Origin of the sequence: Pseudomonas sp. ENNP23 (genome assembly GCF_001728945.1) — a bacterium.
In the GTDB taxonomy this organism is placed as follows: domain Bacteria; phylum Pseudomonadota; class Gammaproteobacteria; order Pseudomonadales; family Pseudomonadaceae; genus Metapseudomonas; species Metapseudomonas otitidis.
Genome location: NZ_LYSP01000027.1, coordinates 1 through 26,814, shown reverse-complemented (window position 1 = coordinate 26,814; position 26,814 = coordinate 1). Strand labels below are relative to the sequence as shown.

Below are 26,814 nucleotides of genomic sequence, written 5' to 3'. Positions count from 1 at the left end.
GGTGCGCAAATGACATATTCCATGCGAAACCTGCAAGAGCGCTGCCATGCACGTCACCCTGCTCGTCACCGACTACTGTTCTGCCGCCAGCACCTTCCTCGCCGTGGAGGTGCTGCGGGCGGCCAACCTGCTGGCCGAAGGCGAGCCGCCGTTCGAGGTGGTGAGCGTGTCTCTGGATGGTGGGGAGGTGACCACCCTCGGCGGGCATCGGGTCGCGGTACAGGCGGCGCTGGGCAGCATCGAGCGGACCGACCTGGTGCTGGTGCCGGGCTTCATCTTCACCCTGCGCGAGGCCTTGCCCGGCTTCGACCGTTACGTGCCCTGGCTGCAGGCCCGCCATGCCGAAGGCGCGACGGTGGCCTCGATGTGCACGGCGGCCTTCCTGCTGGCGGAGGCGGGGTTGCTGGAGGGGCGGCGGGCCACCACCCACTGGGCCTTCGCCGGCCTGTTCAGGCGGCGCTACCCCGAGGTGTTGCTGGACGAGACGCTGATCCTCTGCGAGGACAGCAACGTGATGACCAGCGGTGGCGCCAGCGCGGCGATGGACCTGTTGCTGCACCTGGTCCGGCGCTTCGCCTCCCTGGAACTGGCGCAGACCTGCGGCCGCTACCTGCTGATCGACAGCGTGCGCACCGGGCAGTCGGCCTACGTCATGTGGTCGACGCCGAAGGGGCATGGGGACGCCAAGGTGCTGCAGGTGCAGAACTGGTTGGAGGTGCATTACACCGAGCCGGTGTTGATCGACGAACTGGCGCAGCGCTTCGGTTTCGGCACGCGCAACTTCAAGCGGCGCTTCAAGGAGGCCACCGGCTACTCGCCGCTGGCGTACCTGCAGACCCTGCGCCTGGAGCAGGCCAAGCACCTGCTGGAGACCACCCGCCTGAGCCTGGAGCGCATCACCTTCCAGGTGGGGTACGAGGACAGCAATTCATTCCGCCGGCTGTTCCAGCAACGGATCGGCATGCCGCCGGCGGCCTACCGCAAGACCTTCCAGGTACGCGGCGTGCCGGCCTGACGGGCTCAGCCCTCGGTGCCGCGGATGAAGGCCGGCTCGTAGTCGCGACGGGCGCTGGAGACGCGCGGATTGGGGTTCATCAGCGCCTGGCGGACCTTCTCGTAGTCCTCGTAGGGCAACCCGGCACGGTTGAGCATCTCCAGGGAGAACTGCTTGATCTCGGCGTCGGTGTAGGGGCGCGGTTCCGGCTGGCTGGCACAGCCGCTGAGGACGAGGGCCGCAAGGGCCAGCGCCAGGATGTGAGTGGGTTTCATGGGCCCCCCGGGGCAGTGGTGACGGGATGCCGAGCAGGCTACCAATGCCCCCGGGAGGCGAAAAATCACCGTTGCAGATAATGAGTATTGCCTGGATCGCAAGGATATCCGGGGTTGCGAACCCGCCCCGAGGCCGCTAGTCTGCGCACCCCTGAAATTCATCGGATGATTGGATGTCTGCCATGTCCGCACCGGCCCTCAAGCGCTCCCTGGTGGATATCGCCCTGGAGCAGATCCGCCAGCGCATCGACGACGGCACCTGGCTGCTCGGCCAGCGCCTGCCGCCCGAACCCGAGTTGGCGGAGATCATCGGCATCAGCCGCAACACCGTGCGCGAAGCGGTGCGGGTGCTGACCTTCTCCGGCGTGCTGGAAGTGCGCCAGGGTGACGGCACCTACGTGCGCGCCTGCGCCGACCCGCTGTCTACCATGCAGGCTCTGGCCCGCAGCTCGGTGGAGCAGGCCCTGGAGGCACGGGGGATGATCGAGATCGAAGCCTCGCGCCTGGCGGCCCTGCGCCGCACCGAGGCAGACCTCATCGCCCTGCGCGAAGCCCTGGCGGCCTCCGCCGCACGCTCCAGCTACGACGACCTGCAGGACTACATCGACCATGACCTGGTGTTCCACCAGCGGGTGGTGGACAGCGCCCACAACCCGGTGCTGAGCGAGTTGTACCGCTACTTCTCCCAGGTCATCCGCGTGGGCCTGGAGCGCACCATTTCCGATCCCGACCGCGCGCAGCCGTGCTTCGACCTGCACCGCGAGTTGCTGGACGCCATCGAACGACAAGACGCGGACGCCGCCGCTGCGGCCAACCGTGCGTTGCTGATCTGACGTTTGCCCTTTTCTGGAGTTGCCTTGCCATGCCTGCCCACGATTCCCCCTCCCACACGCCCTCGGCCTGCCCGCCGGAGGAACTGCTGATCGACGCCGAGGCCGACGACGAACCTGCGCCCCCTGCCATCGCCGGAGGCGCGGCCCTGTTGCTGGTGGGGCTGGTGCTGGTGGCGCTGAACCTGCGCCCGGCGCTGTCCAGTTTGGCGCCGATGCTCAACATGGTGCGCGAGGCCACCGGGCTCTCCGCCTCCGGGGCCGGTCTGCTCACCACCCTGCCGGTCCTTTGCCTCGGCCTGTTCGCCCCGCTGGCGCCGATCCTGGCGCGGCGCCTGGGCAGCGAGCGCACGGTGCTGCTGATCCTCCTCGTACTGGCCGGTGGCATCGTCCTGCGCAGCCTGTTTCCGCTGGCCGGGCTGTTCCTCGGCAGCGTCATGGCCGGTGCCAGCATCGGCATCATCGGCGTGCTGCTGCCGGGTATCGTCAAGCGCGATTTCCCTCACATCGCCGGGCTCATGACCGGTGTCTACACCATGGCCCTGTGCCTGGGCGCGGCGCTGGCCGCCGGGGCCACCGTGCCCCTGGCCGGTGTGCTGGATGGCGCCTGGCAACCGGCCCTGGCCTTCTGGGCGCTGCCGGCGATCCTCGCGGCGCTGGTGTGGCTGCCCCAGGCGCGGCAGTCCGCCCATGCCGGCCGCCAGGCCTACCGGGTGAGCGGCCTCTGGCGTGACCCGCTGGCCTGGCAGGTGACCCTGTACATGGGGCTGCAATCCTCCCTGGCCTACATCGTGTTCGGCTGGCTGCCGTCGATCCTGATCGACCGCGGGCTGTCCGCCGTGGAGGCCGGGCTGGTGATGTCCGGTTCGGTGATGACCCAGTTGGTCAGCGCCCTCGGCGCCCCCTGGCTGGCCACCCGCGCGCGGGACCAGCGCCTGGCGGTGGTGCTGGTGATGAGCATGACCCTGGCCGGGCTGATGGGGATGCTCTATGCGCCCCTGGGCGGCATCTGGGGCTGGGCGGTGGTGCTCGGCCTGGGGCAGGGCGGCACCTTCAGCATCGCGTTGGCGCTGATCGTCCTGCGCTCGCGGGACGCCCACGTGGCCGCCAACCTCTCCGGCATGGCCCAGGGCGTGGGCTACACCCTGGCTGCCATGGGCCCGCTGGCGGTCGGCGTGGTGCATGACCTGACCCACGGCTGGAGCGCGGTGGGCTTCATCTTCGTCGGCATCAGCCTGGCGGCCGCCGCCTTCGGCCTGGGGGCCGGGCGCAACCTGCTGGTGAACGCCCGCAGCGAACACCTCTGACACCCGCCCCCGCGACAACGCCGGCCCCAGGGCCGGCGTTGTCGTTTCCGGGGACGTGGGGACCGTCTGTAGCCCGTGCTTCAGCCCGGGATTGCGTGCTGCCAGTTCCCGGACTGAAGTCCGGGCTACGGGGAGGGGGCTTCAGCGGCGGCGCAGCAGGCCGACGAAGAACAGCCCGCCGATGGCGGCGGTGGCGATGCCGATGGGCAGGTCCTGGGGGGCGGCGAGGGTGCGGGCGCCGACGTCCACCCAGACCAGGAACAGCGCGCCGAGCAGGGCGCTGGTGGGCAGCAGGCGGCGGTGCTCGGCGCCCACCAGGCGGCGCGCGAGGTGGGGCAGCATCAGCCCGACGAAGCCGATGGCGCCGCTCAGGGCCACCAGCACGCCGGTCAGCAGCGAGGCGCAGAGGAATACCCAGAGGCGCACCCGACGGGGTTCGAAGCCGAGGCTGGCGGCAGTGTCTTCGCCACTCATCAAGGCGTTCAGGCCGCGGGCCTGGGCCATCAGCAGTGCCAGGCCGAGGGCCAGGCTGACGGCCGGCAGGGCCAGCAGTTCCCAGCGGGCGAGGCCGAGCCCGCCGAGCATCCAGAACAGCACCGAACTGGCGGCATGCGGGTCGCCGAGGAACAGCAGCAGGTTGACCAGCGCCATGCACAGGAAGGACACCGCCACGCCCGCCAGCAGCAGGCGGTCGCTCTCCAGGCGGCCGTGGCGGCTGGCGATGGCCAGCACCAGGGCGGTGCTCGCCAGGGCGCCGACGAAGGCTGCCAGAGGCAGGCTCAGGTGGCCGGCGAACTCGCCCAGGTAGAGCACCACCAGCACCGCGCCGAGGGCGGCGCCGGAACTGACGCCCAGCAGGTGCGGGTCGGCCAGCGGGTTGCGGGTGGTGGCCTGCAGGGCGCTGCCCACCAGGGCGAGGCCGGCGCCCACCAGGGCGCCGAGCAGCACCCGTGGGGCGCGGATCAGCCAGACGATGCTGGCCTGGCCATCGCTCCAGTCGCCTCGCTGCAGCAACCCCAGACGCTCGCCGACGATGGCCCAGACCTGCTCCTGGGGCAGCCGCGCCGGGCCGAAGCCGAGGGCGGCCACCAGCGACAGCGCCAGCAATGCGGCCAGCCCCACCAGCAGCAGGCGGAAGGCACCGGCCGAGCGCAACGGCCTCACCGGGCGACCCCGGCGAACACCTGCGGGTGCAACCCGGCGGCGAGGGCTTCGATGGCGGCGGCGTTCTCCACCGAGGGCGTGGCGTCCAGGTAGGGCAGCACCAGGAAGCGCCGCTCGCGGATGGCGGTGACCCCGGCCAGGGCCGGCTGGGCGAGCAGGAAGTCGCGCTTCTGCTGCCAGGTTCGCTCGCCGTAGTCGACGATGACGATCACCTGCGGATCGCGCTCCACCACGGTTTCCCAGTTGACCTGGGTCCAGCTGGCGGCCAGGTCGGTGAACACGTTGTGCCCGCCGGCGGCTTCGATCAGGGCCTGGGGCATGCCGAGGCGGCCGCTGCTGAAGGGGCGGTCTTCGCCGCTGTCGTAGAGGAACACCCGGGGCCGCTCGGCGACGCCGGCCAGGCGTTCGCCCACCGCCGCCACGCGGGCCTTGAGGCCGGCCACCAGGGCCTGGGCGCGGGGCTCGACGTCGAAGATGCGGCCGAGGTTCTCCAGGTCGCGGTAGAGGTCATCGAGGCTGGCCGCCTCGCGTGGCATGACGTGGGCGCAGGACTCGCTCAGCTCGTACACCGGGATGCCCAGCGGCGCGAGGGTGGCGGGGGTGACGTCGCCACCCACGTGCATGCCGTAGTTCCAGCCGGCAAAGAAGAAGTCGGTGTCGGCGGCCAGCAGGGTTTCCACCGAGGGGTACTTGCGGGCCAGTTCCGGCAGGCCGGCGAGGGCCTCGCGCAGGCTCGGGTCCAGGGTCTTCCAGCCGCTGACGCCGCTGTAGCCGGCCATGCGCTCGCGCAGGCCGAGGGCGATCAACATGCCGGTGAGGTTCACGTCCTGGCTGACGGCGTGCGTGGGTGCGCGCTCGAACACCACTTGGCGGTTGCAACTGGTGATGGTCACCGGGTACTGGGTGGCCTGGGCGCTGCCGGCGAGCAGCAGGGCGGCGAGGGCGAGGGAGCGGCTGTTCATGGGGGGGTGATCCAGGTGATGCGCGGGTGGCCGCCGATGGGGTGGCGGTCCACCAGTGCGGGGGTGCCGAACACCTCCAGCAGGCGTTGCGGCGTGAGGACGGCTTCGGGGGTGCCGCTGGCCACCAGACGGCCGCCGTCGAGTACCAGCAGGCGGTCGCAGAAGGCGGCGGCGAGGTTGAGGTCGTGGAAGCTGGCCAGGGTGCTCAGCCGCAGGCGGCGCAGCAGGGCCAGCAGTTCCAGTTGGTAGCGCGGGTCGAGGTGGTTGGTGGGTTCGTCGAGCAGCAGCAGGCCGGGGGCCTGCACCAGGGCGCGGGCCAGCAGAGCGCGCTGCTTCTCGCCGCCGGAGAGGCGGGCGAACGGGGTGTCGCGGTGGGCTTCGAGGGCCACCTGGCGCAGCGCTTCGCTGACCCGGGCGCGGTCGTCGGCAGTGTCGCCGTCGAACGGCCCCTGGTGGGGCGAGCGGCCCATGGCGGCGACCTCGGCAACGCTGAGGCCGAAGTCGCTGGGGAACTCCTGCAGCACCACGGCGACCCGCTGTGCGCACCAGCGCGACGGTTGGCGCCAGATGTCTTCGTCGTCCACCCGCACCGTGCCGCCGTGGGGGCGGGCGGCGCGGTAGATGCAGCGCAGCAGGCTGCTCTTGCCGCTGCCGTTGGGGCCGATGAGGCCGACGAACTCGCCTTCCGCCACGTCCAGCCCGATGCCGTCCAGGGACCAGCCGGCGAGGGCGCCGTCAGGGGCCCAGTGCAGGTCATGGAGGTTCAGGCGGGACATGGCGTAACCCTCAGAAGCTGTAGTCGGCGGTGACGAAGAACGAGCGCGGCTGGCCCAGCAGCCATTGCTGGCCGCCGTTCTGCTGGGTGACGGCGTAGCGGCGGTCCAGCAGGTTGTTCAGCTCCAGCCCCAGGCGCGTGTCGGGCAGCACCTGCCAGCCGAGGTTGGCGTCGAGCACGGTGTAGCCGGGCACTTTGACGGTGTTGGCGGCGTCGGCGTAACGGGCGTCGACGTAGCGTGCGCCGAGGCCGGCGTCCAGATCATGGCTGAGCGCCTTGCTGACCCAGAGGTTGGCGGTGCGCCGTGGCACGTTGGTGGGGCTGTTGCCGGACCGGGAGACGAGCTGGCCGCCGACGGATTCGTTGAAGTCGTCGTATTCGGCGCGCAGCAGCGAGGCGTTGGCCGAGACGTGCCAGCCCTGCTCCAGGGCCAGTTCCAGGGTCGCTTCCAGGCCGTCGGAAGACTGCTGGCCGATCTGCTGGGTGGGGCGGGTCACCGATTCGCGGGAGAGCAGCTTCTTCTTGACGATGTGGTAGGCGGCCAGGGTCCACTCGCCGCGCCCGTCCCAGAACTGCTGCTTGAGGCCGAACTCGGTCTGCTTCGACTCGGTCAGGTCCATCTGCTGCTGGGTGGGGCTGAGGGTGATGAGGTTGCTGACGCCGTCCTCGCTGGTGGAGTACTGGCCGTAGAAGGACAGTTGCGGGGTGGCGGCGAACACCAGGCCGGCGCGCCAGTTGCCGCCCTGGATGCTGCGGTCGCTGCGCAATGGTTGCGCGCGGTTCTCGTTGGGAAGATCGGTGCGGTCGATATGGTTCTGGTCGCGACGCAGGCCGGTGACCACGGACCAGCGCTCGCTCAGTTGGGTGCGGTTCTCCGCGAACAGGGCGGCGGTGCGGGTTTCGCTGCGCGAGTGCGGGCGGTAGGCCGAGGCGCTCTGGTAGTAGCTGGGGGTGGGGTTCCACGGGTCGACGTAGTCGCCGCCGATGTCGGTGTAGGGCGCGTTGTTCAGCAGGTCGAAGCGGATGCGGTTGAACTCGCCGCCCACCAGGGTGCGGCTGTCGAGGCCGAACAACGAATGGTCGAAGGTGAAGGTCTGGCGGTCGCCGATCTGCTCCTGCTCGTGCTTGATGCGCAATTGCTCGGCGCGCTCCAGTTGGCCCCGGCCGGCGTCCCAGGTGTAGGCCTCGGCGTTGCGCCAGTAGCGGCGGCTCTTGATGTGGTAGAGCTGGTTGCTGGCGCTGAAGCCTTCGCTGGGCGTCCAGTCGGTGACGAGCCGGGTCCACTGGTCGTTGTAGTGCAGCTCGGCGTTGTGCAGGTTGTAGTTCTTGTCTTTCAGGCTGTCCCGCAGGTGGCCGTCGATCAGTGGCGTGCCGAAGTAGTTCATGGGCTGCAGGTCGCCCTGGTCGTGGGCCAGAGTGAAGGCCAGGGCGTCGCTGGCCTGCCAGCGCAAGGCGGCGCTGAGGCCGAGGTTCTTCGAGTCGCCCCGGTCGATCCAGCCGTGGCTGGTCTCGCGGTTGAGGTTGAGGCGGTAGCTGAGGGTGTCGGTGAGCGAGCCGCCGCTGTCCAGGGCCATCTGCTGGCGGTCGTCGGAGCCATAGCCCAGGCGCAGGCGGTTGCGGATCTCGCCGTCGAAGGGCTTCTTCGGCACCACGTTGATCACCGCGCCCGTGGCGCCTTCGCCGTAGAGCACCGAGGCCGGGCCACGGATCACGTCGATGCGCTCGACCATCCACGGGTCGGTGGGGAAGGTGGTGGTGCCCATGCCGGTGTAGAAGCGCGTGCCGTCGTACAGCTGCATGACCGAGGCGTGTCCGGTGAAGCCCCGGGCCGAGAGGGCGGTGCCGCCGTTGCCGGGGGTGCCGATGTGGGTGATGCCGGGGCTGCGGGTCACGGCGTCCTGCACGGTGGCGTTGTTGCGTGCGCGCACTTCGTCACCGCTGATGGCGCTGGTGCTGGCCGGGGTTTCCAGGGCGGAGAGGCCCAGGCGCGAGCCGGCGGGCACGGGCGTGTCGAGGCGGATGGCGGTGTCGTCCGCCTGGTCGGTGACGGCGGTGGCCGGCAGCGCCAGGGTGCCGTCTTCGGCGTGCAGGGAGAAGGAAATGGACAGCGCGAGCAGGCCGAGTGCGGCGCTCGCCGGAGCGTTGGAGCTGAAGGTACGGGACATGTCGTTCCTATCACGTCAGGAATGAATGGAGCCCGGAGGGAATGCAAAGGCGCGCGCGGGCGCGTGCACCCGTGCGAGAAACCGGCCCGTGCCCGCCCACCGCGGGTTTGCCTATCGATGCTCCAGGCCGGTCTCCGGGCTTGCGAGGATCACGCCGCATTCGCCTTCCCATGCCGTGGGCACAGTGGCGTATCGAATGCAGCGCTCGCTTACCGTTGCGGGGGCAGCGCCGGACTGGTCCTGATGGACGCACCGGCTTCCCGTTTCACCCCACGCACGACGGCGTGGGGCACCTGGAACGGCGCGCATCTGACCACTGGCACGGGGTGGCGTCAACCGGTGTCGGGAATCATTCGCCCTGTCGGCCGGCCGTGGCCGTTCCCGTCGCAGCCGGTAGAATGCCCGCCGCCGTTCACTGCCTGGAGGCCCCATGAGCCTGGAACCCGACGATCTCGACGCCATCAGCGCCATCACCCTGGATGACTACCAGCGCAATGCCGAGGGCTTCCGCGAAGGCACCCGCGACCACGACGTGAGCCAGAACATCGAGGCGCTGCTGCGCCACCTGGGGCCGGGCGGACCGTTCGACATCCTCGACTTCGGTTGTGGCCCGGGGCGCGACCTGCAGACCTTCCGCCGCCTCGGTCACCGCCCGGTGGGGCTGGACGGTACGGCGCGCTTCGTCGAGATGGCCCGCATCGATGCCGGCTGCGAGGTGTGGCAGCAGAACTTCCTGGCGCTGGAGCTGCCCGCCGAGCGCTTCGATGGCGTGTTCGCCAATGCCAGCCTGTTCCATGTGCCGCTGCAGGAGCTGCCGCGGGTACTGGGCCAGTTGCACGCCACCCTGCGGCCGGGTGGGGTGCTGTTCAGCTCCAACCCAAGGGGGCAGAACGAGGAGGGCTGGAATGGCCAGCGTTACGGTGCCTGGCACGACTATGGGCGCTGGCGTGAGTTGCTGGAGGCGGCGGGCTTCCAGGCGCTGGAGCACTATTACCGGCCGGCGGGGCTGCCTCGCGAGCAGCAGCCCTGGCTGGCGAGTGTGTGGCGGAAGCCGGCCTGAGCAACGGCCATTTGCCGGGTGTTGGGTCTGTCGAGGGCTGCCTGGGCAGGGCACTCTCGAAAAGAGCCCCCATGACAGGGGCTGAAGAACGCACGGTAGTCACCCTGGCCGTCGTCATCCAGGGTGGTAATTACGGTGACCCCGGACGGCAAAGAGGCCATGGCTTTCTTGTAGAGGGCGGCATCGATCGTCGGTTGCCGACTGAGTCCGGTGAACCTCGAAGCGCCGGTGCCAGGCCCTGCCGGGCGGTCGGCGGTGATCCATGCCCTGTACCGGCTCACCGGGGGCGTGCGGACCGCCTTCGGTGTGCGCCTGGCCGGCTCGTCGGCGCACGGAGCCCGGCTGCAATTTCGTCCAAGCCAGGGCAGGGGCGGCGCGCTAGAGTGGCGCGCATGGAACGCACCAGCCATATCGTCGGCGGCCTGCCCGGCATCCGCCTGATCGACGCCGAATACCACCACTTCGCCTTCCCCCGGCATTTCCACCTGGAGTACCACGTGGGCCTGCTGCTGGAGGGGCGGCAGCGCTTCGTCTATCGGGGTGAGCGCCAGTTGGCGGGGCAGGGCGATGTGTTGCTGATGGCGCCGGAGCAGATCCACGACGGCGCCAGCCTGGACGCGGAGGGCTACCGCATTCGTGTGCTGGCCTTCGAGCCGTACTGGCTGGAGCAGGCCAGCCGCGCCCTCAGCGACGGCCTTCGTGGTACGCCCAGGTTGCTCGGCGCGACCCTGCGTCATCCGGCGTTGCAGGCGCGCTTGCTGGCCGCCCATGACAGCCTGCTCGGGGATTCACGGCTGGCCCAGGAGCAAGCCCTGTGGCAGGCCATGGCCTGCCTGCTGCAACTGGGGTCGAGCCTGCGGGTGGAGGACCCGGCCGGCGGCTTCGACGGGATCACCTGGCGGCGCCTGCGGGAGTGGCTGGAGTCCCGGCTGGACGCGCCGCCCTCCCTGGAGGAACTGGCGGCCTTCTGCGGCCTGAGCCCCTGGCAGGTGTTGCGGCGCTTTCAGCGTCACTGCGGATTGCCGCCGCTGCAGTGGCTGACCCAGTTGCGTCTGGCCCGCGCCCTGCCGCTGGTGCTGGCGGGGGAGCCGCTGTCGGACGTGGCGCTGCGCTTGGGCTTCTATGACCAGGCGCATTTCTCCCGCCTGTTCCGCCGTACCTACGGCGCGCCGCCGGCTCGCCTGCGCGGGCGTGGCTGAAATCACCCAGCCCCTGGCCATAGCGCCGTCATCACCGTGCGTGAGAGTCATTGCCGGCTCCGCTGGCCTGCCGGAAAATCCCCGGCAGTTCCGCCACGAGCCGCCGCCATGACCCAGACCCTTTTCTTCGCCCATGCCAACGGCTTCCCGTCCGCCACCTACGCCAAACTGTTCGACGCGCTGGCGCCGGATTACCGCGTGCTGCACCTGGAGCAGCACGGGCACGATCCACGCTTCCCGGTGAACGACAACTGGGAAAACCTGGTGGACGAACTCATCCACCACCTGGAAGCCCAGGCCGAGCCGGTCTGGGGCGTCGGCCATTCCCTCGGCGGGGTGCTGCATTACCACGCGGCCCTGCGCCGGCCGGAGTTGTACCGCGGGGTGGCAATGCTCGATTCGCCGGTGCTGACCCTGGCCGACAAGATGGTCATCCGCGCCGCCAAGCGCTTCGGCTTCATCGACCGCATCACCCCCGCCGGGCGCACCCTTGGCCGTCGCGAGGAATTCGCCGACCTGGAGGAGGCGCGCCGCTACTTCGCCGGCAAGGCGCTGTTCCGCCACTTCGATCCGGACTGCCTGGACGCCTACGTGCGCCATGGCTTCACCGAGACCGCCGGCGGGCTGCGGCTGAAGTTCGACCCGGAAACCGAGATCCGCATCTACCGCAGCGTGCCCCACAGCAGCCCCGGACGGCCGCAGCAGTTGCAGGTGCCGCTGGCGGTGGTACGCGGGCGCCACAGCCGGGTGGTGATGCCGCACCACGCGCGGCTGGTGCGCCGGGTGCCGAAGGGCGAGTACCTGTCGCTGCCGGGTGGCCACATGTTTCCCCTGGAGCGCCCGCACGATACGGCAGCGCTGCTCCGCACCCTGTTCAAGCGCTGGGACGGCCAGGCCGCCCGCCAGGAGTCCGCATGAGTGCGCACGTCGAGGAGATCCGCCTGAACCTGCCCCACGTCGAGCTGGCCGCGCACCTGTTCGGTCCCGAGGACGGCCGGCCGGTGCTGGCCCTGCACGGCTGGCTGGACAATGCCATGACCTACGCGCGCCTGGCACCGAAGCTCAAGGGCCTGCGCATCGTCGCCCTGGACCTGGCCGGGCACGGGCATTCCGGGCATTACTCGGCAGGCTCCAGCTACCAGATGTGGGAGTACGCGGAGGACGTGCTGCACGTGGCCGAGCAACTGGGCTGGGCGCGTTTCTCGCTGATGGGCCATTCCCTCGGGGCCATCGTCTCGGTTCTGGTGGCGGCGTCGCTGCCGGAGCGGGTGGAGCGCATGGCGCTGATCGACGGCTTGATCCCCTACACCGGCGAAGCCGATGGCGCGCCGGCCCGCCTGGGCGAGGCGCTGCGGGCACGGCTGGCCCTGCAGGGCAAGCGCAAGCCGGTCTACGCCGACATCGACCGTGCCGTGCAGGCCCGCATGAAGGGTCTGGTGGCGGTGAGTCGCGAGGCTGCCGAACTGCTGGCCGAGCGCGGCCTGATGCCAGTGCCGGGTGGCTACACCTGGCGCACCGACATGCGCCTGACCCTGCCATCGCCGATGCGCCTGACCTTCGCCCATGCCCAGCAGTTCGTCCGCGCGGTACAGTGCCCCACCTGCCTGGTGCTGGCCGAGGGCGGGCAGATGGCCGCCGAGCCGCGCATCGCTCAATTGCTGCAAGGTCTACCCTTCGAGGTGCACCATCGGCCGGGCGGCCACCACCTGCACCTCAATGACGAGACCGGTGCCCAGGCCGTAGCAGACTGTTTCAATCCCTTCTTCGCCGCGCCTTGACTTGAATGGGGCAAGCGGGAAGGCTGGGCCCCATTTTCAAGGAGAGACCGGATGATCGACCTCTACACAGCCGCCACCCCCAATGGCCACAAGGTCTCCATTGCCCTGGAGGAGCTGGGGCTGTCGTACCGGGTGACTGCGCTGTCCTTCGAGCGCAAGGAGCAGAAGGCGCCGGACTTCCTGGCGATCAACCCCAATGGCCGTATCCCGGCCATCGTCGACCGCGACAACGGTGATTTCCCGGTCTTCGAGTCCGGCGCCATCCTTGTCTATCTGGCGGAGAAGACCGGTCAACTGATGCCTGCCGATCCCAAGGGCCGCTCCCTGGTGATGCAGTGGCTGATGTTCCAGATGGGCGGCGTCGGCCCCATGCAGGGGCAGGCCAACGCCTTTTTCCGCTACTTCCCCGAAGTCATCCAGCCGGCCATCGACCGCTACCAGCACGAGACCCGCCGCCTCTATGAGGTACTCGACTCGCGTCTGGCGCTGGTGGAATACCTGGCCGGCGACTACAGCATCGCCGACATCGCCACCTTCCCCTGGGTGCGTCTGCACGATTGGGCCGGCGTGTCGGTGGAGGGGCTGGCGCACCTGCAGCGCTGGCTGGCCGCCATCGAGGCGCGCCCGGCCGTGCAACGCGGCCTGGCGGTGCCTCCGCGTCAGGCTTCGGCTGAAAACGTGGTGAAATCCGCCCAGTCGATGCTGATGCGTTGAGGTCGCCCATGCGTTTTCTTCCCTTGTGCCTAGGCCTTGCCCTGGCGGCGCCGCTGCAGGCTGCCGACCTGCCCGAAAGCCATGACCTCGCGGCGTTGCCGCGCTTCCCCCACGCCGAGATCGTTGATTTCAAGGAGGCGCCCGACCAGGAGCGCTTCTACCCCCAGGGGCCGATCCGTCGCATCAGCAACCAGTTGCGCATGGAGCAGCGGGTGGATGCGCAAGGCCGGCAGACCTCGGTGACCTACAGGCTGCCCAGCGGGCACAGCTCCGATGAAGCCTTCGATCTTGCCCGGGTCGCCCTGATGGAGAAGGGCGCCATCCCGCTCTACTGGTGCCAGGGCCGCGACTGTGGCTCCAGCAGCCTGTGGGCCAATGCCGTGTTCGGCAACGCCCGGCTCTATGGGCCGGATGGTCAGCAGGCCTACCTGCTGGTGCGCCTCGCCGAACCCAGCCAGGACAGCCTGCTGGCGGTGTACGCCATCACCCGTGGCAACCGCCGCGCCTACCTGCATGCCGAGCAACTGGATGCCGCCGCCCCCCTGGGCGAGCTGCTGCCGACCCCGGCGACCCTGCTGCGCGAGCTGAAGAGCAGTGGCGAGCTGCACCTGCCGACGCTGCCGGCTGTGCCCAGCGAGGCTTGGGCCACGTTGCTGGCCCGTGGGCTGAACCTGGACAGCACCCTGCGGGTCAGCCTGGGGGGCGCTGGTGCCGAAGCCTGGCGCGAGGCGCTGGTGGGGCAGGGCGTGCGTGCGGCTCGCCTGGAGCTGGGCACCTCTCGCGAGGCCGGCCTGCACCTGGAGTGGCTGCGCTGAGCCTTGCTGTCCATCCTTGTTTTCGTTCTCGGCGCCTCCCCGGCGCCGCGCGCGCGTCAATCGGAGTGACTTCATGCTGAACAACGACCGCCTGCTGGTGCAGATCCTCCTGCTCACCTTGCTGGCTGCGTGCATCTGGGTGTTGGCGCCGTTTTGGTCGGCGCTGTTCTGGGCCGCGGTGCTGGCCTTCGCCAGTTGGCCGCTGATGCGCCTGCTGACCCGGCTGCTGAACGGCCGCACCGCCATGGCTGCCGCGATCCTCAGTGCCGGCTGGATGGTGCTGGTGGCGGTGCCGCTGGTGTGGCTGGGTTTCAACCTGGCGGACCACGTGCGCGACGCCACCGAATTCGTCAAGAACGTACAGGTCGAGGGCCTGCCCCGGCCGCCCGAGTGGTTGGGTGAGCTGCCCATGGTGGGCGACCGCCTGGTGGCCCTGTGGGCGCGGGTGGACGAGCAGGGTGCGGCCTTTTTCAGCAGCCTCAAGCCCTACATGGGGCAGGCCGGCAACTGGCTGCTGGCGCGCAGCGCGCAGATCGGCGGTGGCATGCTGGAACTGGCCCTGAGCCTGGTGCTGGTGTTCTTCTTCTACCGCGACGGCCCGCGCATGGCGCTGTTCGCCGAGCAGGCCCTGGGGCGGTTGATCGGCGACCGCGCCCCGCACTATCTGGAACTGGTGGCAGGCACGGTACAGCGGGTGGTCAATGGCGTGATCGGCACCGCCGCTGCCCAGGGCCTGCTGGCGCTGATCGGCTTCTGGATCGCCGGTGTACCCGGGGCCATCGTGCTGGGCCTGGTGACCTTCGCCCTCAGCCTCATCCCCATGGGCCCGCCGCTGGTATGGGTGCCGGCCGCCGCCTGGCTGTTCTGGCACGGCGAGTACGGCTACGGCGTGTTCCTGGCGATCTGGGGTTTCTTCGTCATCAGCGGCGTGGACAACGTGCTCAAACCCTACCTGATCAGCCGGGGCGGCAACCTGCCACTGGTGGTGGTGCTGCTGGGGGTGTTCGGCGGCATCCTGGCGTTCGGCTTCATGGGCCTGTTCCTCGGGCCGACTCTGCTGGCCGTGGCTTACAGCCTGATCTCCGACTGGATCAGCGCGCCCCCGCTCCGCCCCGAGCGGGACCCCGAGAGCTGAGCACCACCTCACAGAATCGTGGTGAAACAACCTTGAAAGCGGCACAAAGTGATAGCCTTGTGCCGCTTTTTTCCGCCCCGCTGGTCAGTGGCACCGCTTGCGGATGCAGGGAAGCAGCCCCACTACAAGGATCATCCGCGAGTCGACCATGAAGAAATCCGCAGGAATCGTAATTGGCGCGGCCGTTGCCGTTGCCGTCGTCAGCACCGCAGGCGCCTGGTACACCGGCAAACAACTGCCCAGCGAGCTGGACACCTCCATCAAGGAAGCCAACGCCCAGCTACAGCAGGTTTCGTTGTCCCTGGGCGTCAACACCCGTGCCGAGCTGGTCTCCCTGGAGCAGGGGCTGTTCAGCAGCACCGCACGGTATCGCCTGGTCATCGGCGAGTCCGAGCTGCTGTTCGTCGATCACATCGACCACGGCCCCTTCCCGCTGAATCGCCTCAAGCGCTTCGAACTGGCGCCGGTGATGGCCGCCAGCACCTATGAGCTGGCGCCGAGCCCGCTGGTGCAGGGCTGGTTCGACGCCGCCAAGGGTGCCTCGCCGCTGGTCGGCAGTGCCGCCATCGGCTACGACCGTTCCGTTTCCGGCAGCCTCGAACTCAAGCCGCTGGACACCCAGCTCGACGAGAAGACCCACCTGGCCTTCTCCGGCCTGCGCCTGGACCTGCGCAGCAGCGCCGGTGGCGAGCGTGTGGCCGCCGTGGGCAGCATGGACAGCCTGCGCTTCGACTCCACCTCGGATTCCGGCCAGCCGGTGCAGGTGGAAGTGAAGGGTTTGAGCCTGGACAGCGACCAGTCCCGTACCGAGTCCGGCCTGTATGTCGGCAAGAGCGACATGGTGTTGAAGACCACCCGCATCCTCATCGACGGCGAGCCGACGGTGACCCTGGATGACCTGTCCCAGCGCCAGGACACCCGCGCCAACGGCAGCAAGATCGAAGGCAGCCAGACCTTCGCCGCCGGTTTTCGCTACAAGGACAAGCCGGTGGGCAGCACCGAGATGGTGTGGAGCGTGAAGAACATCGACGCCGTCGCGCTCAAGTCCCTCTTAGAGCTGTACGCCAGTGTGGTGGAACAGACCGGCGCCGAGCCTAACCTGGACGCCCTCGACGAGGCCCAGCAGAAGCAGGCCCAGGCCGACCTGGTGCGCATGCTCGACGCCAAGCCGGCCATCGCCCTGGACAAGCTCAGCTTCAAGACCGCCAACGGCGAGAGCCGCCTGAGCCTGGGCGTGCAACTGGCCAAGCCCAGTTCCTTCGAGCAATCGCCTGACCAGGTGGCCCGCGAGATCGTCACTGGCCTGGACATGGAGCTGAGCCTGTCCAAGCCGATGATCAGCGATATCGTCAGCCTGAAAGCCGCGCTGGATGGCGAGGAAGACCAGGAGCTGATCGCCCAGCAGGCCTCCATGACCACCGAGATGGCCAGTGGCATGCTGCTGTCCACCAACCTGGTGGCGCTGGAAGGCGAGACCATCCGTTCCAGCCTGCACTACGCCGACGGCCAGGTGGACTTCAACGGCAAGAAGATGACCGTGGAAGAGTTCGCCGGCATGGCCATGGCCATGGCAGGCGGCCTGGGCGGTGCCCTGGGTGCCCAGCCCGAGATGGGCGGCATGGAGGGCATGGAAGGTATGGAGGGTATGGAAGGCATGGGTGAAGGCGAGGCCGAAGAGGCCGCTCCGAAGCAGTAACCCGCACTGCACTGCCAGAAGGCCGGCTCCCGAAAGGGGCCGGCCTTTTTTGTCGCCGGCTCAGGCCGCCGTGGGCTGCTTTCCTGCGGCGGATGGGGTAGTTATGGGCGCCTCGCGCGTTGCCGCACTCCGATAGAAGGACGATCCATGGAGCTTTCAACCACCCTGCTCGCCGGCTTCTGGGGCTGGCTCGCCGCCAGCAGTCTGTTGCTGGGCGCCGCTATTGGCTATTGGATGACCCTGCCGCGAAAGGTGACGGCGTCGATCATGGCCTATGGCAGCGGGGTGCTCATCGCCGCCCTGTGCTTCGGGCAGATTCCCGAGGCCGAACGCCTGGGCGGGCTGGGTGCGACCCTGGGCGGGATGGTGGCCGGGGGCGTGCTGTTCGTCCTGGCCAGCCAGTGGCTGGACCGCTGGGAGGCACATCATCGCGCCCGCAGCGGCGGCGCCAGTTCCATGGCGGCGCTGTTGATCGCGGTGGGGGCCTTCCTCGACGGCATTCCCGAATCCCTCGGCCTCGGGCTGGGCCTGCTGGATGGCGGGCAGGTCAGCCTGCTGATGCTGGTGGCGATCTTCCTCTCGAACCTGCCGGAGGGCCTGGCCAGTGCCGCCGGACTGCGCGAGGAGCGGCGTAGCGCCGGGTTCGTGTTCGGCCTGTGGGGCAGCATCGTGCTGCTGTCGGGCCTGGCGGCCATGGCCGGGCCGGGGCTGATGGGCGACCTGCCGCCGGTCTGGCTCGGCTTCGCCCTGGCGTTCTCCGCCGGTGCGGTGCTCTGCATGCTGGTGGACACGCTGATTCCCGAAGCCTTCGAGAGTACCCACGCCTGGACCGGGTTGATCACACTGGCCGGTTTCATGACTGCCTTCGCCCTCGACCACCTCTAGGGCACTTCTAAAAACTACCTGCGTTGTCATCGCGGCGTTAAAAGCAGGCTCGTGCGCGAGTCCGATCAAAATGCTCATTTACACCACGTAAACTGCGCTTTTTCGCCTGTTTTTGCCTTGCGCTGACGGCCTCGCCTACGTTTTTAGAGTCGCCCTCTAGCGGTATCACCGGGGCAGCGGCGCGCGTGGGCATCCGCTACAATGCGCGCCGTTTTGACTTGCCAGAGAGCCCGCCCATGTCCGCCTGCCAGACGCCCATCATCGTCGCCCTCGATTTCCCCACCCGCGAAGCCGCGTTGAAGCTGGCCGACCAGCTCGACCCGAAACTGTGCCGGGTGAAGGTGGGCAAGGAGCTGTTCACCAGTTGCGCTTCGGACATCGTCGCCACCCTGCGCGAGCGCGGCTTCGAGGTGTTCCTCGACCTCAAGTTCCACGACATCCCCAACACCACCGCCATGGCCGTCAAGGCGGCAGCCGAGATGGGCGTTTGGATGGTCAACGTGCACTGCTCCGGCGGCCTGCGCATGATGGCGGCCTGCCGCGAGACCCTGGACAAATTCAATGGCCCGACCCCGCTGCTGATCGGCGTCACCGTGCTGACCAGCATGGAGCGCGAGGACCTGGCCGGCATCGGCCTGGACATCGAGCCCCAGGAGCAGGTGCTGCGCCTGGCGGCCCTGGCGCAGAAGGCCGGCATGGACGGCCTGGTCTGCTCGGCACAGGAGGCACCCGCCCTCAAGGCGGCGCACCCGTCGCTGCAACTGGTCACCCCCGGCATCCGCCCGGCGGGCAGTGCCCAGGACGACCAGCGCCGCATCCTCACGCCGCGCCAGGCGCTGGACGCCGGTTCCGACTACCTGGTGATCGGCCGCCCCATCAGCCAGGCCGCCGACCCGGCCCAGGCCCTGGCCGCCGTGGTGGCCGAGCTGGCCTGAGCCGGCGCGAGGCGCTGATGTGAAAAAGCCCGGCTCAGGCCGGGCTTTTTCATGGGTGACTGCCAGCCGTTACCGCCTGATCTGCTTCAGTGTCTCGGCGATGAGGAAGGCCAGCTCCAGCGACTGGTCGGCGTTCAGGCGCGGGTCGCAGTGGGTGTGGTAGCGGTCGGAGAGGCCGTCTTCTGTGATCGGGCGGGCGCCGCCGATGCACTCGGTGACGTTCTGCCCGGTCATCTCGATGTGGATGCCGCCGGCATGGCTGCCTTCGGCCTGGTGCACCTGGAAGAACTGCTTGACCTCGGAAAGGATGATGGCGAAGTCGCGGGTCTTGTAGCCGCTGGAGGCCTTGATGGTGTTGCCGTGCATCGGGTCCGAACTCCACAGCACCTTGCGGCCCTCGGCCTGCACGGTGCGGATCAGCCGCGGCAGGTGCTCGCCGACCTTCTCGGCACCCATGCGCACGATGAGGTTGAGGCGGCCCGGGTCGTTGTCCGGGTTGAGGATGTCGATCAGTCGGATCAGGTCTTCGCTCGGCATGCTCGGGCCGACCTTGACGCCGATGGGGTTGCCGACGCCGCGCAGGAACTCGACATGGGCGCCGTCCAGCTGGCGGGTGCGGTCGCCGATCCAGAGCATGTGGGCGGAGCAGTCGTACCAGCCGCCGGTGAGGCTGTCGCGGCGCACGAAGGACTGCTCGTAGTTCAGCAGCAGCGCTTCGTGGGCGGTGAAGAAGCTCGCCTCACGCAGTTGCGGGGCGCTGTCCAGGCCGCAGGCGCGCATGAAGGCGAGGGTCTCGTCGATGCGGTCGGCGAGCTGGCTGTACTTCTCCGTCAGCGCCGAGTTGGCGATGAAGTCGAGGTTCCACTGATGCACCTGATGCACATCGGCGAAGCCGCCCTGGGCGAAGGCGCGCAGCAGGTTCAGGCTGGCGGTGGACTGGTGGTAGGCCTGCAGCAGGCGTTCCGGGTCGGGGATGCGGCTGGCTTCGTCGAAGCCGATGCCGTTGACGATGTCGCCCCGGTAGGCGGGCAGGGTGACGCCGCCGATGGTCTCGTCATTGGCCGAGCGCGGCTTGGCGAACTGGCCGGCCATGCGCCCCACCTTCACCACCGGGCAGCCGGCGGCGAAGGTCATGACGATGGCCATCTGCAGCAGCACCTTGAAGGTGTCGCGGATCTTCGCGGCGGAGAACTCGGCGAAGCTCTCGGCGCAGTCGCCACCCTGCAGCAGGAAGGCGCGCCCTTCGGTGACCTCGGCGAACTGCCGGCGCAGTTCGCGGGCCTCGCCGGCGAACACCAGCGGCGGGTAGCTGGCCAGGGTCTGCTCGACCTGGGCCAGGCGGGCGGCATCGGGGTAGACGGGTTGTTGCAGGATGGGCCGGGTTCTCCAGCTGTCCGGGCTCCAGGGGGCGTGGCGCGAGGTGTCGTTCATCGAGGGCTCGAAAGGGGCGGGTGGGGCGATGGCGAATGGTAACCGAAAGCCCCGCCGGCCCGCGATCAGGTCGGGGCGTCGGCCAGGTCGCGGCGCAGGGCGTCGATGTGCTGGCGCAGGGCGGCGCGGTAACTGTCCTTGTGTACGTAGTAGGCCATGCGCGCCAGGGGCAGGTAGGCGTAGCCGCCGTCCACGCGCTGGCCGGCCCGCTCGGCCTTGGTCCGGGCCAGGTGTTCGGCGGAGGCGGCACCGGCCTGGCGCTGGCGGATGAACAGCGCCACCAGCTCGGCCTGCTCTGCGCGGCCCTGCCAGCCCAGGCCCGAGGCCTCGACCATGCCGAGCATGAACAGGTTGTCGTACCGGGGATGGAAGATGTTCAGGTACAGCGCCGGCGCGTCGGCGTCCTCGCGCCAGTTCAGTGCGTCGCGGGTGATGAAGGGGTAGTCCAGGCGGTAGCCGGTGGCTTGCAGGATGAGGTCGTATTCGCCTCGCTGGCCGTCGCTGAAGGTGACGCCGTGGCCTTCGACCGCCTGCACGTCGGGACGCGCACGGATGTCGCCATGGCCGAGGTGATGCAGCACCAGGGCGTTCACCACCGGGTGTGCCTCGTAGAGCCGGTAGTCCGGGTCGGGCAGGCCGTAGTCCGAGGGCTTGCCGATCAGGGCGCGCACCAGGGCGGCGTCGAGGCGCTGCTTGAGCGGGCGCGGCAGCTTCACTGCGCCGCCGAAGGTGTCGATGGGCCGGCCGAGCAGGAATTTGGGCAGGAAGTAGTAGCCCCGGCGTACCGAGAGGTCCACCGAGCGGGCGCGGTGCACTGCGTCCACGGCGATGTCGCAGGCGGAGTTGCCGCAGCCGATCACCAGCACGCGCTTGCCCTCGAATACCGCCGCCGAGCGGTACTGCGCCGAGTGCAGTTGCTCGCCGGCGAAGTGGCCCGGCAGTGGCGGCTGGTTGGGGGTGTGCAGGGTGCCGCTGGCGATCAGCACCCCGTCCACAGCCCACTCCCGTGCCTGGCCCGCCTGGCGGGTGAGGATGCGCCAGCCTTCGCCCTGTGGCTCGATGTGTTCCACCGTGGTGCCGAACTGGTAGTGCCCATGCAGGCCGAAGTGCCGTGCGTAGTCGTGGAAGTAGCGGCGCATCTCGCGGTGGTGCGGGTAGGGCGCCACGTCGTCGGCCATGGGGAATTCGCTGAACTCGGTGGTGCGCTTCGAGGAGATCAGGTGCGCCGATTCGTAGAGCGTGCTGTGGGGGTTGTCGATGTCCCAGAGCCCGCCGACGTCCTGGTGCTGCTCGAAGCCGACGAAGGGAATGCCGTGGCGTTGCAGTTGGCGGGCCGCGCTCAGGCCGGCGGGGCCGGCGCCGATGATGGCGTACATGGGGAAAGCACCTCTTGGCTGGTATTCTTCTCGGGCTTTTTTGCCGGGCCTTGGCCTGGACGGATTATGGCGAGGTGCGTGCACTTCGCTTCAATGGCAAACGGCGCCGTTGTGGCGCGACCCTGGTGCGAATTGTCACGGGGCGTGGGGAGAGGGGATGCGCGAGGAGCGATTGCTCGCCGAGGTGCACGATGCCTTCGGCGTGATCCGGGTACTGGAAGTGGGCGACTACCGCTTCCTCGAATTCGGCGAGGCGGTGGAGCAGAGCTGTGTCTTCACCGCCGACCCTAGCTGGCTGGAGTACGACTACACCCGCGCCATGCTGGTGGGGGCGCTGTGCCACGAGGCGCCGGAGAGCGCGCTGTTCCTCGGCCTGGGCGCCGGCACCCTGACCCAGGCGTGCATGAAGTTCCTGCCGCTGGACGACGTGGAGGTGGTGGAGCTGCGCCCGGACGTGCCGCGCCTGGCCATGGAGTACCTGGGGCTGGACGACGACCCGCGGCTGACGGTGCGGATCGGCGATGCCCTGGAGCTGCTGCCGACGACCGAGACGGCCGACCTGATCTTCGTCGATCTCTACACCGACACTGGCCCGGGCGTCGGCCACCTGGCCTGGCGCTTTCTGGAGGACTGCCAGCAGCGCCTCAACCCGGGCGGCTGGCTGGTGATCAACCAGTGGGCCGGCGACGATGGCCGCCCGTTGGGGGCGGCACTGCTGCGCGGGCTGTTCCACCGTCATTACTGGGAGTGCCCGGTGAAGGAGGGCAACGTGGTGCTGATCATCCCGGCCGACCTGGACCAGCGCCTCGACCAGGCGGCCCTCCGAGCCCGCGCCGAAGCCCTGGCGCCGCGCCTGGGCTACTCCCTGCAACCGCTGCTGGACGTGCTCCGCGAGGCCACCTGAGCCGCGCGGGAGCCAGTGCCATGGCCGTGGGTGATCGAAAGTCTGACTTGCCGGTCGGAATTCATTATCCTGCGGCCTCCAACTTGCTGTGCCGTACAACCCATCACTAAGAAGGACAATCCAAATGGCTCAAGTAACCCTCAAGGGCAACCCGGTTTCCGTCGACGGCCAACTGCCGGCCAAGGGCGCCCAGGCGCCGGCGTTCAGCCTGGTTGGCAGCAACCTGGCCGACGTGACCCTGGCCAGCCTGGCCGGCAAGCGCAAGGTGCTGAATATCTTCCCGAGCGTGGACACCCCGACCTGCGCCACCTCCGTGCGCACGTTCAACGCCGAAGCCAGCAAGCTGGCCAACACCGTGGTGCTGTGCATTTCCGCTGACCTGCCGTTCGCCCAGAGCCGCTTCTGCGGTGCCGAAGGCCTGGAGAACGTGATCAACCTGTCCACCATGCGCGGCGCCCAGTTCCTCAAGGACTATGGCGTGGCCATCTCCAGCGGCCCCCTGGCCGGCGTTGCCGCCCGCGCCGTGGTGGTGCTGGACGAGAACGACAAGGTGCTGCACAGCGAGCTGGTCGCCGAGATCGCCGACGAGCCGAACTACGCGGCTGCCATCGCCGCCCTCTGAGCGTGCGGTGAATGAAGAAGGGAGGCCTTGGGCCTCCCTTTTTTGTGGGTGCTCACGCCGGCTATTTCGCTTCACCACCCTCTCGTCTGCTCTGCCGGCGTTCGGCACGCACAGGTGCAGGTGAGTTCAGCGCTATGGGCGCCGCTTGCCTTGCACCGTTGCTCAGTTGGTGACACGCCTGAGGAGGTGACCTTGGGCGTCATATTCGTAGATCACCGTCTGATTGCCCTCAGTCACCTTGGTCGGCAGGGGGAGGGTGGGGTGCCACTCGGTCAGGACGATTCGTTGCTCCGGCTTGCCGACGGCTTCCGTCAATTGGGTAACCAGCCCGCGGTCGTTGTACGCATAGGCCGTGACATTACCCTGCCAGTCGGTTTTGGTCTTGGTCAGGCCGTTGTCGTAATAGGTGTAGCTCTGGTTGGCAGCCAGGCAGGACGTGGAGGCTTGGCCTGCAACCGAGACCAGGCGACGCGCCCCACCGACCATGGCGTAGATGTAGACATCCTGCTTGCCCAGCGGGTTGGTGACGGTGGTGGTATCGGCGCTGAATGCGAAGGTCGTCTTGTCGGTACCGGCGTGACTGCTCTCGATGGCTCGGCCCTGTGCGTCATAACGCCAAGTGGCGTAGCGAACTCCACGCTCATCGGTAATGCCGGTCAGCGCATAGGGGTAGCGGGTGTCTTCGTAGTGGTACTGACGGGCGGTGGTACTGCCGGAAGCCAGGGTGCGGGTTACGCCTGTCAGGTTGCCGTGCGCGTCATAGGCGTACTTAATCTTCTCGCCATTACCCGTTAGCGTTTTCAGCAGGTTGCCTGTGTGGGCCAGGGTAAGTTGATGGCCAAAATCGTCACGCACCGACGCAAGATTGCCTGCGACATCATAGTCGAGCCATTGCGAGAGTCCGGAAGGACTGATCACCTGTATCAACTGTCCCGCCGGTGCAAATACGTAACGGGTATTGGACGCGTCCAGATAGTGGTAGGAGGTCACGGCTCCCATGCCATCCCGCACCTTGGTCAGTGACGACGGAGACGGATAGGTGCTCTGGCCTTCTCGGGTGAATCCCATTCGGCTGCCGTCCGGGAATAACACACTGGCTGAGCCGTCATTATTGGCGGCGAGGAAATAGCTGAAGTTGTTCGACCACTGTTTCTGGCCGGCTACAGGCACGTTGTTTGCGAAATCGGTGGCCGGTTCGAGGGGTGTCCAGGCTGCGGCTGGCCCGAAGTAGTCAGCGGGTTGGGTGTAGCGGGTCCATTTGGCTTTTTCAGCGGACGTCAGATCAGCAATCACCGCTGCCGTCACGGCTCCCCTGGCTTCAGGAGCAGATTGGCTGCGGTAGGTCCTCTGGAACATCAAGGGAAAGGCTGAATCGATACTTATGTCTGGCGCCTCCTGCTGTATTTTCTCTCCGGAATTGATAGCAATCGGATTACTTCGGCATTGCTTCAACTCGGGCGTCACTGTTTCGACTGGCTGACATTGTCCGGTCGTGGTGTCGAAGATGTTGCCGGGTGGGCAATAGGTGACGCACTCTCCATTCTTCTCGACATAAGGACTTGAGCATGTGCGGCAGGCCAGATTGGCTACCTCGGACACTTTTCTGGGTATGTTGCCTTCCAGTCCCGATGGGGAGCGAATCCAAAGCACTTGGCAGCTTAGCCCGCTCGCAGTCATTTGTACGCGAGATGGCCAAGGGTAGTAACCGCAGAGGTGATGAGAGCCCATCTGAGCAACACATGAAGACTCCAGGTTGGCGTGATACCTCCCACTGGCCCTGCATGAGTCACTGAATTGCTGAATCTGCTGTGAAGAACAAATGGCCTGCGGTGTCCCAGAGACTGCAGGTTTGTATATCAGTGTGCAGAAACATAGGAAAATAATTTTTAATATTAACTGGCTCCGTGTCACTGTTAACTCCTTTTGATTTCGGGGGCTATCTAAGGTTTATTTCAAGCTTCTGGCTTGGTTGTCGTTTATGAGGTGTGGTGCAATTATCGATCGTGATTGTTTGCGGCTGGGTTTCTGTGCTGTTCTGTGTTCGCGGAAAGAGTTATCCAGGAAAAGAGAGGTTGTGCAGAGGGGCTTCAGTGATCTCGATGGCTCTAAAGTTTGAGACTCTAATTCTTGTGGTTTCGGACATGCAGGGCATGTAGGTGTAGATGTAACCGCCGTCCACTGCGCGGATCAGGAGGTCGGCTTGAGGCAATATTTCCTCGTATTGGCTTTTGTGGGAGATGGTCATTGGTGCGCTGGAAAAGTAGATGTCCATCCATTCCACTGCGACGGCCTTGCGGAGAAGTTCTAGGAATTTCGTTGTCTTGAAGTGAGGGTGATTCGTGTCGATCAGGAGTTCGCTCAATATTGGCCCCTCCACCAAATCCAGATACACATATTTTTCTCTCATGCTGAACCGGAAATTCTCCGTGAACTCAGCGAGCATCACGCCATCAAGCATGGGGGTTCTATATATCGATTGGGTCCAGATGTCTTTCGTGTGATTCATGAGCCTGAAACGCCTTGTGGAAGTCAGGTCTGTGGAATTATCTTCAAGGCTTTTCTGGGTCTTTAGGAAAGGAACGCAACTGAGCAATACATTGATAATCTGCTCGGTTGGTTAATCTTCTGTTCAGGGATAATCAAGTCCCACCCCGTATCTGGGAGTTCGTAGCGCATTGCCATGTGGGCCTCCAGCCAATCATGGTGGCGATTCTACCTGTGCCGACTTTTCGTACAGAACCTGGCAGGAAAAATCCAAGCAAATATATTCATTGCAACCAAGCCGCGAGAGCCAGATAGATTAATAGGATACCCACCGACGCAACCGTAAGCATTCAGCCCCTATCCAACCCAATCAGATCACTTTCCACATACCGCCCCGTCTCCGGATCGCAATCCCTGAAGTAGTTGTAAACAGCCTGCCGCGAAAACTAATTCTCATAAGTAGTGCAGCGATCCTCGTTGCTAGAACATAGCCATATTGAGTATCTGGCCCATAGCTTTCTGTATGGATTCTCCACATTAATCTCTCTCATGACAGGCATTACTTGATTGTGAAGCACACCCAGCCAGAAAGATGGTGTTTTATTATTGGCTAACGCCAATGGCAAGACAGCAAACGGCAGGGAGAGAATGGCTATTAAAATCGCCAGCATGATAGTAGTGACTATAGCTGTATTTTTTTTGTTCACCGGCTATTTTCCTTGAATTTTTTATCAATGTTATCAAGCAGAACAGGATCGTAGTTGAAGTATCGATCCCAAAAATTCTCCGTATCCACTGTGAATTTTGATGCTGGCCCTGCGTTTGTTGTGACATCACCACTTGGTGCAACTATTTGCCTCACCTCATAACCATAACAAATGTCGCCTTGACTTAGATTTTGTGATCCACCAAGTATGCCCGTAGACGTATTCCCTCCAGACGTGCAGGTGTACTTGCACTGCTTATTTCCATTTTCGTCATAACCACAACCAAAGTCTTCAGGCATGCATACGGCTTCAACAAGCCCATAAGGATCAATTCGGGTCAACGGATTTCCTCGAACATACCCGTATGTATTCAACCCCCCATTCAATCCAATCGGGTCACTCTCCACATATCGCCCTGTCTCCGGGTCGTAATCCCTGAAGTAGTTGTAATACAGCCCACTGTGCGCATCGGCGATCTGTCCGGGGAAGCGCAGGATCACGTCAATGGTGCTGCCGTGGGTCTTGGGTTGCCCGATGCCAAAGGCATCGCTCTGCCAGCTCCACACCAAGTTGCCGCTCTGGTTGGTGGCCAGGCGGGGGG

The 26,814-nt window shown here is 66.7% G+C and carries 26 protein-coding genes and 1 riboswitch; of the genes, 15 read left to right on the top strand and 11 right to left on the bottom strand.

Going from position 1 to position 26,814, the window contains the following annotated elements:
- The first annotated feature begins 46 nt into the window (after positions 1-46).
- The gene (locus A9G05_RS15995; RefSeq protein WP_069561916.1) at positions 47-1,015 is read left to right on the top strand and encodes a GlxA family transcriptional regulator; all 969 of its coding nucleotides are present in this window, start codon (positions 47-49) and stop codon (positions 1,013-1,015) included.
- Positions 1,016-1,020: 5 nt separating this feature from the next.
- Here the strand turns inward: A9G05_RS15995 and A9G05_RS15990 are convergent, their stop codons facing one another.
- Positions 1,021-1,269, bottom strand: a complete 249-nt coding sequence (locus A9G05_RS15990) for a hypothetical protein (RefSeq protein ID WP_069561915.1) — start codon at positions 1,267-1,269, stop codon at positions 1,021-1,023.
- 182 nt (positions 1,270-1,451) lie between these two features.
- Between A9G05_RS15990 and A9G05_RS15985 the strand changes: the two genes are divergently transcribed.
- Positions 1,452-2,102: a FadR/GntR family transcriptional regulator gene (locus tag A9G05_RS15985; protein WP_069561914.1), complete on the top strand. Its 651-nt coding sequence runs from the start codon at positions 1,452-1,454 to the stop codon at positions 2,100-2,102.
- A 29-nt stretch (positions 2,103-2,131) separates the two neighbouring features.
- Positions 2,132-3,406, top strand: coding sequence for an MFS transporter (locus A9G05_RS15980; protein WP_069561913.1), 1,275 nt, complete (start codon positions 2,132-2,134; stop codon positions 3,404-3,406).
- A 141-nt stretch (positions 3,407-3,547) separates the two neighbouring features.
- On the opposite strand, the gene A9G05_RS15975 is transcribed toward A9G05_RS15980, so the two are convergent.
- Genes A9G05_RS15975 through A9G05_RS15960 form a run of 4 tightly spaced genes read right to left on the bottom strand, consistent with a single transcriptional unit; the run spans position 3,548 to position 8,472 of the window.
- Positions 3,548-4,570 carry an iron ABC transporter permease gene (locus tag A9G05_RS15975; RefSeq protein ID WP_139131169.1) on the bottom strand — a complete coding sequence of 341 codons (1,023 nt, stop codon included), beginning with the start codon at positions 4,568-4,570 and terminating at the stop codon, positions 3,548-3,550.
- Entirely contained in the window at positions 4,567-5,532 is a 966-nt protein-coding gene (locus A9G05_RS15970) for an ABC transporter substrate-binding protein (RefSeq protein WP_069561911.1), read from the bottom strand. The genes A9G05_RS15975 and A9G05_RS15970 overlap by 4 nt, the downstream gene beginning before the upstream one ends.
- Entirely contained in the window at positions 5,529-6,308 is a 780-nt protein-coding gene (locus A9G05_RS15965; RefSeq protein WP_069561910.1) for an ABC transporter ATP-binding protein, read from the bottom strand. The genes A9G05_RS15970 and A9G05_RS15965 overlap by 4 nt, the downstream gene beginning before the upstream one ends.
- A gap of 10 nt (positions 6,309-6,318) precedes the next feature.
- Complete coding sequence (locus tag A9G05_RS15960) at positions 6,319-8,472, bottom strand: TonB-dependent siderophore receptor (RefSeq protein WP_069561909.1); 2,154 nt, start codon at positions 8,470-8,472, stop codon at positions 6,319-6,321.
- Positions 8,473-8,579: 107 nt separating this feature from the next.
- Positions 8,580-8,784: riboswitch (cobalamin riboswitch) on the bottom strand.
- 118 nt (positions 8,785-8,902) lie between these two features.
- On the opposite strand from A9G05_RS15960, the gene A9G05_RS15955 reads away from it, so the two are divergent.
- The 10 genes from A9G05_RS15955 (at position 8,903) to pyrF (ending at position 18,689) form a co-directional block, all read left to right on the top strand.
- Positions 8,903-9,532 carry a bifunctional 2-polyprenyl-6-hydroxyphenol methylase/3-demethylubiquinol 3-O-methyltransferase UbiG gene (locus A9G05_RS15955; RefSeq protein ID WP_069561908.1) on the top strand — a complete coding sequence of 210 codons (630 nt, stop codon included), beginning with the start codon at positions 8,903-8,905 and terminating at the stop codon, positions 9,530-9,532.
- A 392-nt stretch (positions 9,533-9,924) separates the two neighbouring features.
- Positions 9,925-10,731, top strand: coding sequence for an AraC family transcriptional regulator (locus A9G05_RS15950; RefSeq protein WP_069561907.1), 807 nt, complete (start codon positions 9,925-9,927; stop codon positions 10,729-10,731).
- A 108-nt stretch (positions 10,732-10,839) separates the two neighbouring features.
- Positions 10,840-11,649 carry an alpha/beta fold hydrolase gene (locus tag A9G05_RS15945; RefSeq protein ID WP_069561906.1) on the top strand — a complete coding sequence of 270 codons (810 nt, stop codon included), beginning with the start codon at positions 10,840-10,842 and terminating at the stop codon, positions 11,647-11,649.
- Complete coding sequence (locus A9G05_RS15940) at positions 11,646-12,509, top strand: alpha/beta fold hydrolase (protein ID WP_069561905.1); 864 nt, start codon at positions 11,646-11,648, stop codon at positions 12,507-12,509. The genes A9G05_RS15945 and A9G05_RS15940 overlap by 4 nt, the downstream gene beginning before the upstream one ends.
- Positions 12,510-12,560: 51 nt before the next feature.
- On the top strand, positions 12,561-13,223 hold the full coding sequence (locus A9G05_RS15935) for a glutathione S-transferase family protein (RefSeq protein WP_069561904.1): 663 nt from the start codon (positions 12,561-12,563) through the stop codon (positions 13,221-13,223).
- Between the two features lie 8 nt (positions 13,224-13,231).
- On the top strand, positions 13,232-14,038 hold the full coding sequence (locus A9G05_RS15930; RefSeq protein WP_069561903.1) for a DUF4892 domain-containing protein: 807 nt from the start codon (positions 13,232-13,234) through the stop codon (positions 14,036-14,038).
- A gap of 73 nt (positions 14,039-14,111) precedes the next feature.
- The gene (locus A9G05_RS15925; RefSeq protein WP_069561902.1) at positions 14,112-15,173 is read left to right on the top strand and encodes an AI-2E family transporter; all 1,062 of its coding nucleotides are present in this window, start codon (positions 14,112-14,114) and stop codon (positions 15,171-15,173) included.
- A gap of 148 nt (positions 15,174-15,321) precedes the next feature.
- Positions 15,322-16,869 (top strand): YdgA family protein, encoded by a 1,548-nt coding sequence (locus A9G05_RS15920; protein WP_069561901.1) that lies wholly within the window; start codon positions 15,322-15,324, stop codon positions 16,867-16,869.
- Positions 16,870-17,016: 147 nt separating this feature from the next.
- Positions 17,017-17,754, top strand: a complete 738-nt coding sequence (locus A9G05_RS15915; protein WP_069561900.1) for a ZIP family metal transporter — start codon at positions 17,017-17,019, stop codon at positions 17,752-17,754.
- Positions 17,755-17,990: 236 nt separating this feature from the next.
- The gene (gene pyrF, locus A9G05_RS15910) at positions 17,991-18,689 is read left to right on the top strand and encodes an orotidine-5'-phosphate decarboxylase (RefSeq protein WP_069561899.1); all 699 of its coding nucleotides are present in this window, start codon (positions 17,991-17,993) and stop codon (positions 18,687-18,689) included.
- A 69-nt stretch (positions 18,690-18,758) separates the two neighbouring features.
- Here the strand turns inward: pyrF and A9G05_RS15905 are convergent, their stop codons facing one another.
- Both A9G05_RS15905 and A9G05_RS15900 read right to left on the bottom strand, forming a co-directional pair.
- Positions 18,759-20,120 (bottom strand): class II 3-deoxy-7-phosphoheptulonate synthase, encoded by a 1,362-nt coding sequence (locus tag A9G05_RS15905; RefSeq protein WP_069561898.1) that lies wholly within the window; start codon positions 20,118-20,120, stop codon positions 18,759-18,761.
- A 65-nt stretch (positions 20,121-20,185) separates the two neighbouring features.
- Complete coding sequence (locus A9G05_RS15900; protein WP_069561897.1) at positions 20,186-21,496, bottom strand: NAD(P)/FAD-dependent oxidoreductase; 1,311 nt, start codon at positions 21,494-21,496, stop codon at positions 20,186-20,188.
- A gap of 157 nt (positions 21,497-21,653) precedes the next feature.
- On the opposite strand from A9G05_RS15900, the gene A9G05_RS15895 reads away from it, so the two are divergent.
- A complete protein-coding gene (locus tag A9G05_RS15895; protein WP_069561896.1) occupies positions 21,654-22,400 on the top strand; it encodes a spermidine synthase in 747 nt (248 codons plus the stop codon).
- A gap of 124 nt (positions 22,401-22,524) precedes the next feature.
- Positions 22,525-23,022 carry a thiol peroxidase gene (gene tpx / locus A9G05_RS15890; RefSeq protein ID WP_069561895.1) on the top strand — a complete coding sequence of 166 codons (498 nt, stop codon included), beginning with the start codon at positions 22,525-22,527 and terminating at the stop codon, positions 23,020-23,022.
- Positions 23,023-23,184: 162 nt separating this feature from the next.
- On the opposite strand, the gene A9G05_RS26680 is transcribed toward tpx, so the two are convergent.
- The 4 genes from A9G05_RS26680 to A9G05_RS27945 form a co-directional block, all read right to left on the bottom strand.
- Positions 23,185-24,621, bottom strand: a complete 1,437-nt coding sequence (locus A9G05_RS26680; RefSeq protein ID WP_171902722.1) for a DUF6531 domain-containing protein — start codon at positions 24,619-24,621, stop codon at positions 23,185-23,187.
- A gap of 454 nt (positions 24,622-25,075) precedes the next feature.
- On the bottom strand, positions 25,076-25,480 hold the full coding sequence (locus A9G05_RS15880) for a hypothetical protein (protein WP_069561894.1): 405 nt from the start codon (positions 25,478-25,480) through the stop codon (positions 25,076-25,078).
- A gap of 472 nt (positions 25,481-25,952) precedes the next feature.
- Entirely contained in the window at positions 25,953-26,213 is a 261-nt protein-coding gene (locus tag A9G05_RS27305) for a hypothetical protein (RefSeq protein WP_139131167.1), read from the bottom strand.
- Positions 26,210-26,814, bottom strand: a 605-nt coding sequence (locus A9G05_RS27945) for an RHS repeat-associated core domain-containing protein (RefSeq protein WP_218187199.1), incomplete at its 5' end; no start/stop codon positions are given. The genes A9G05_RS27305 and A9G05_RS27945, both read right to left, overlap by 4 nt.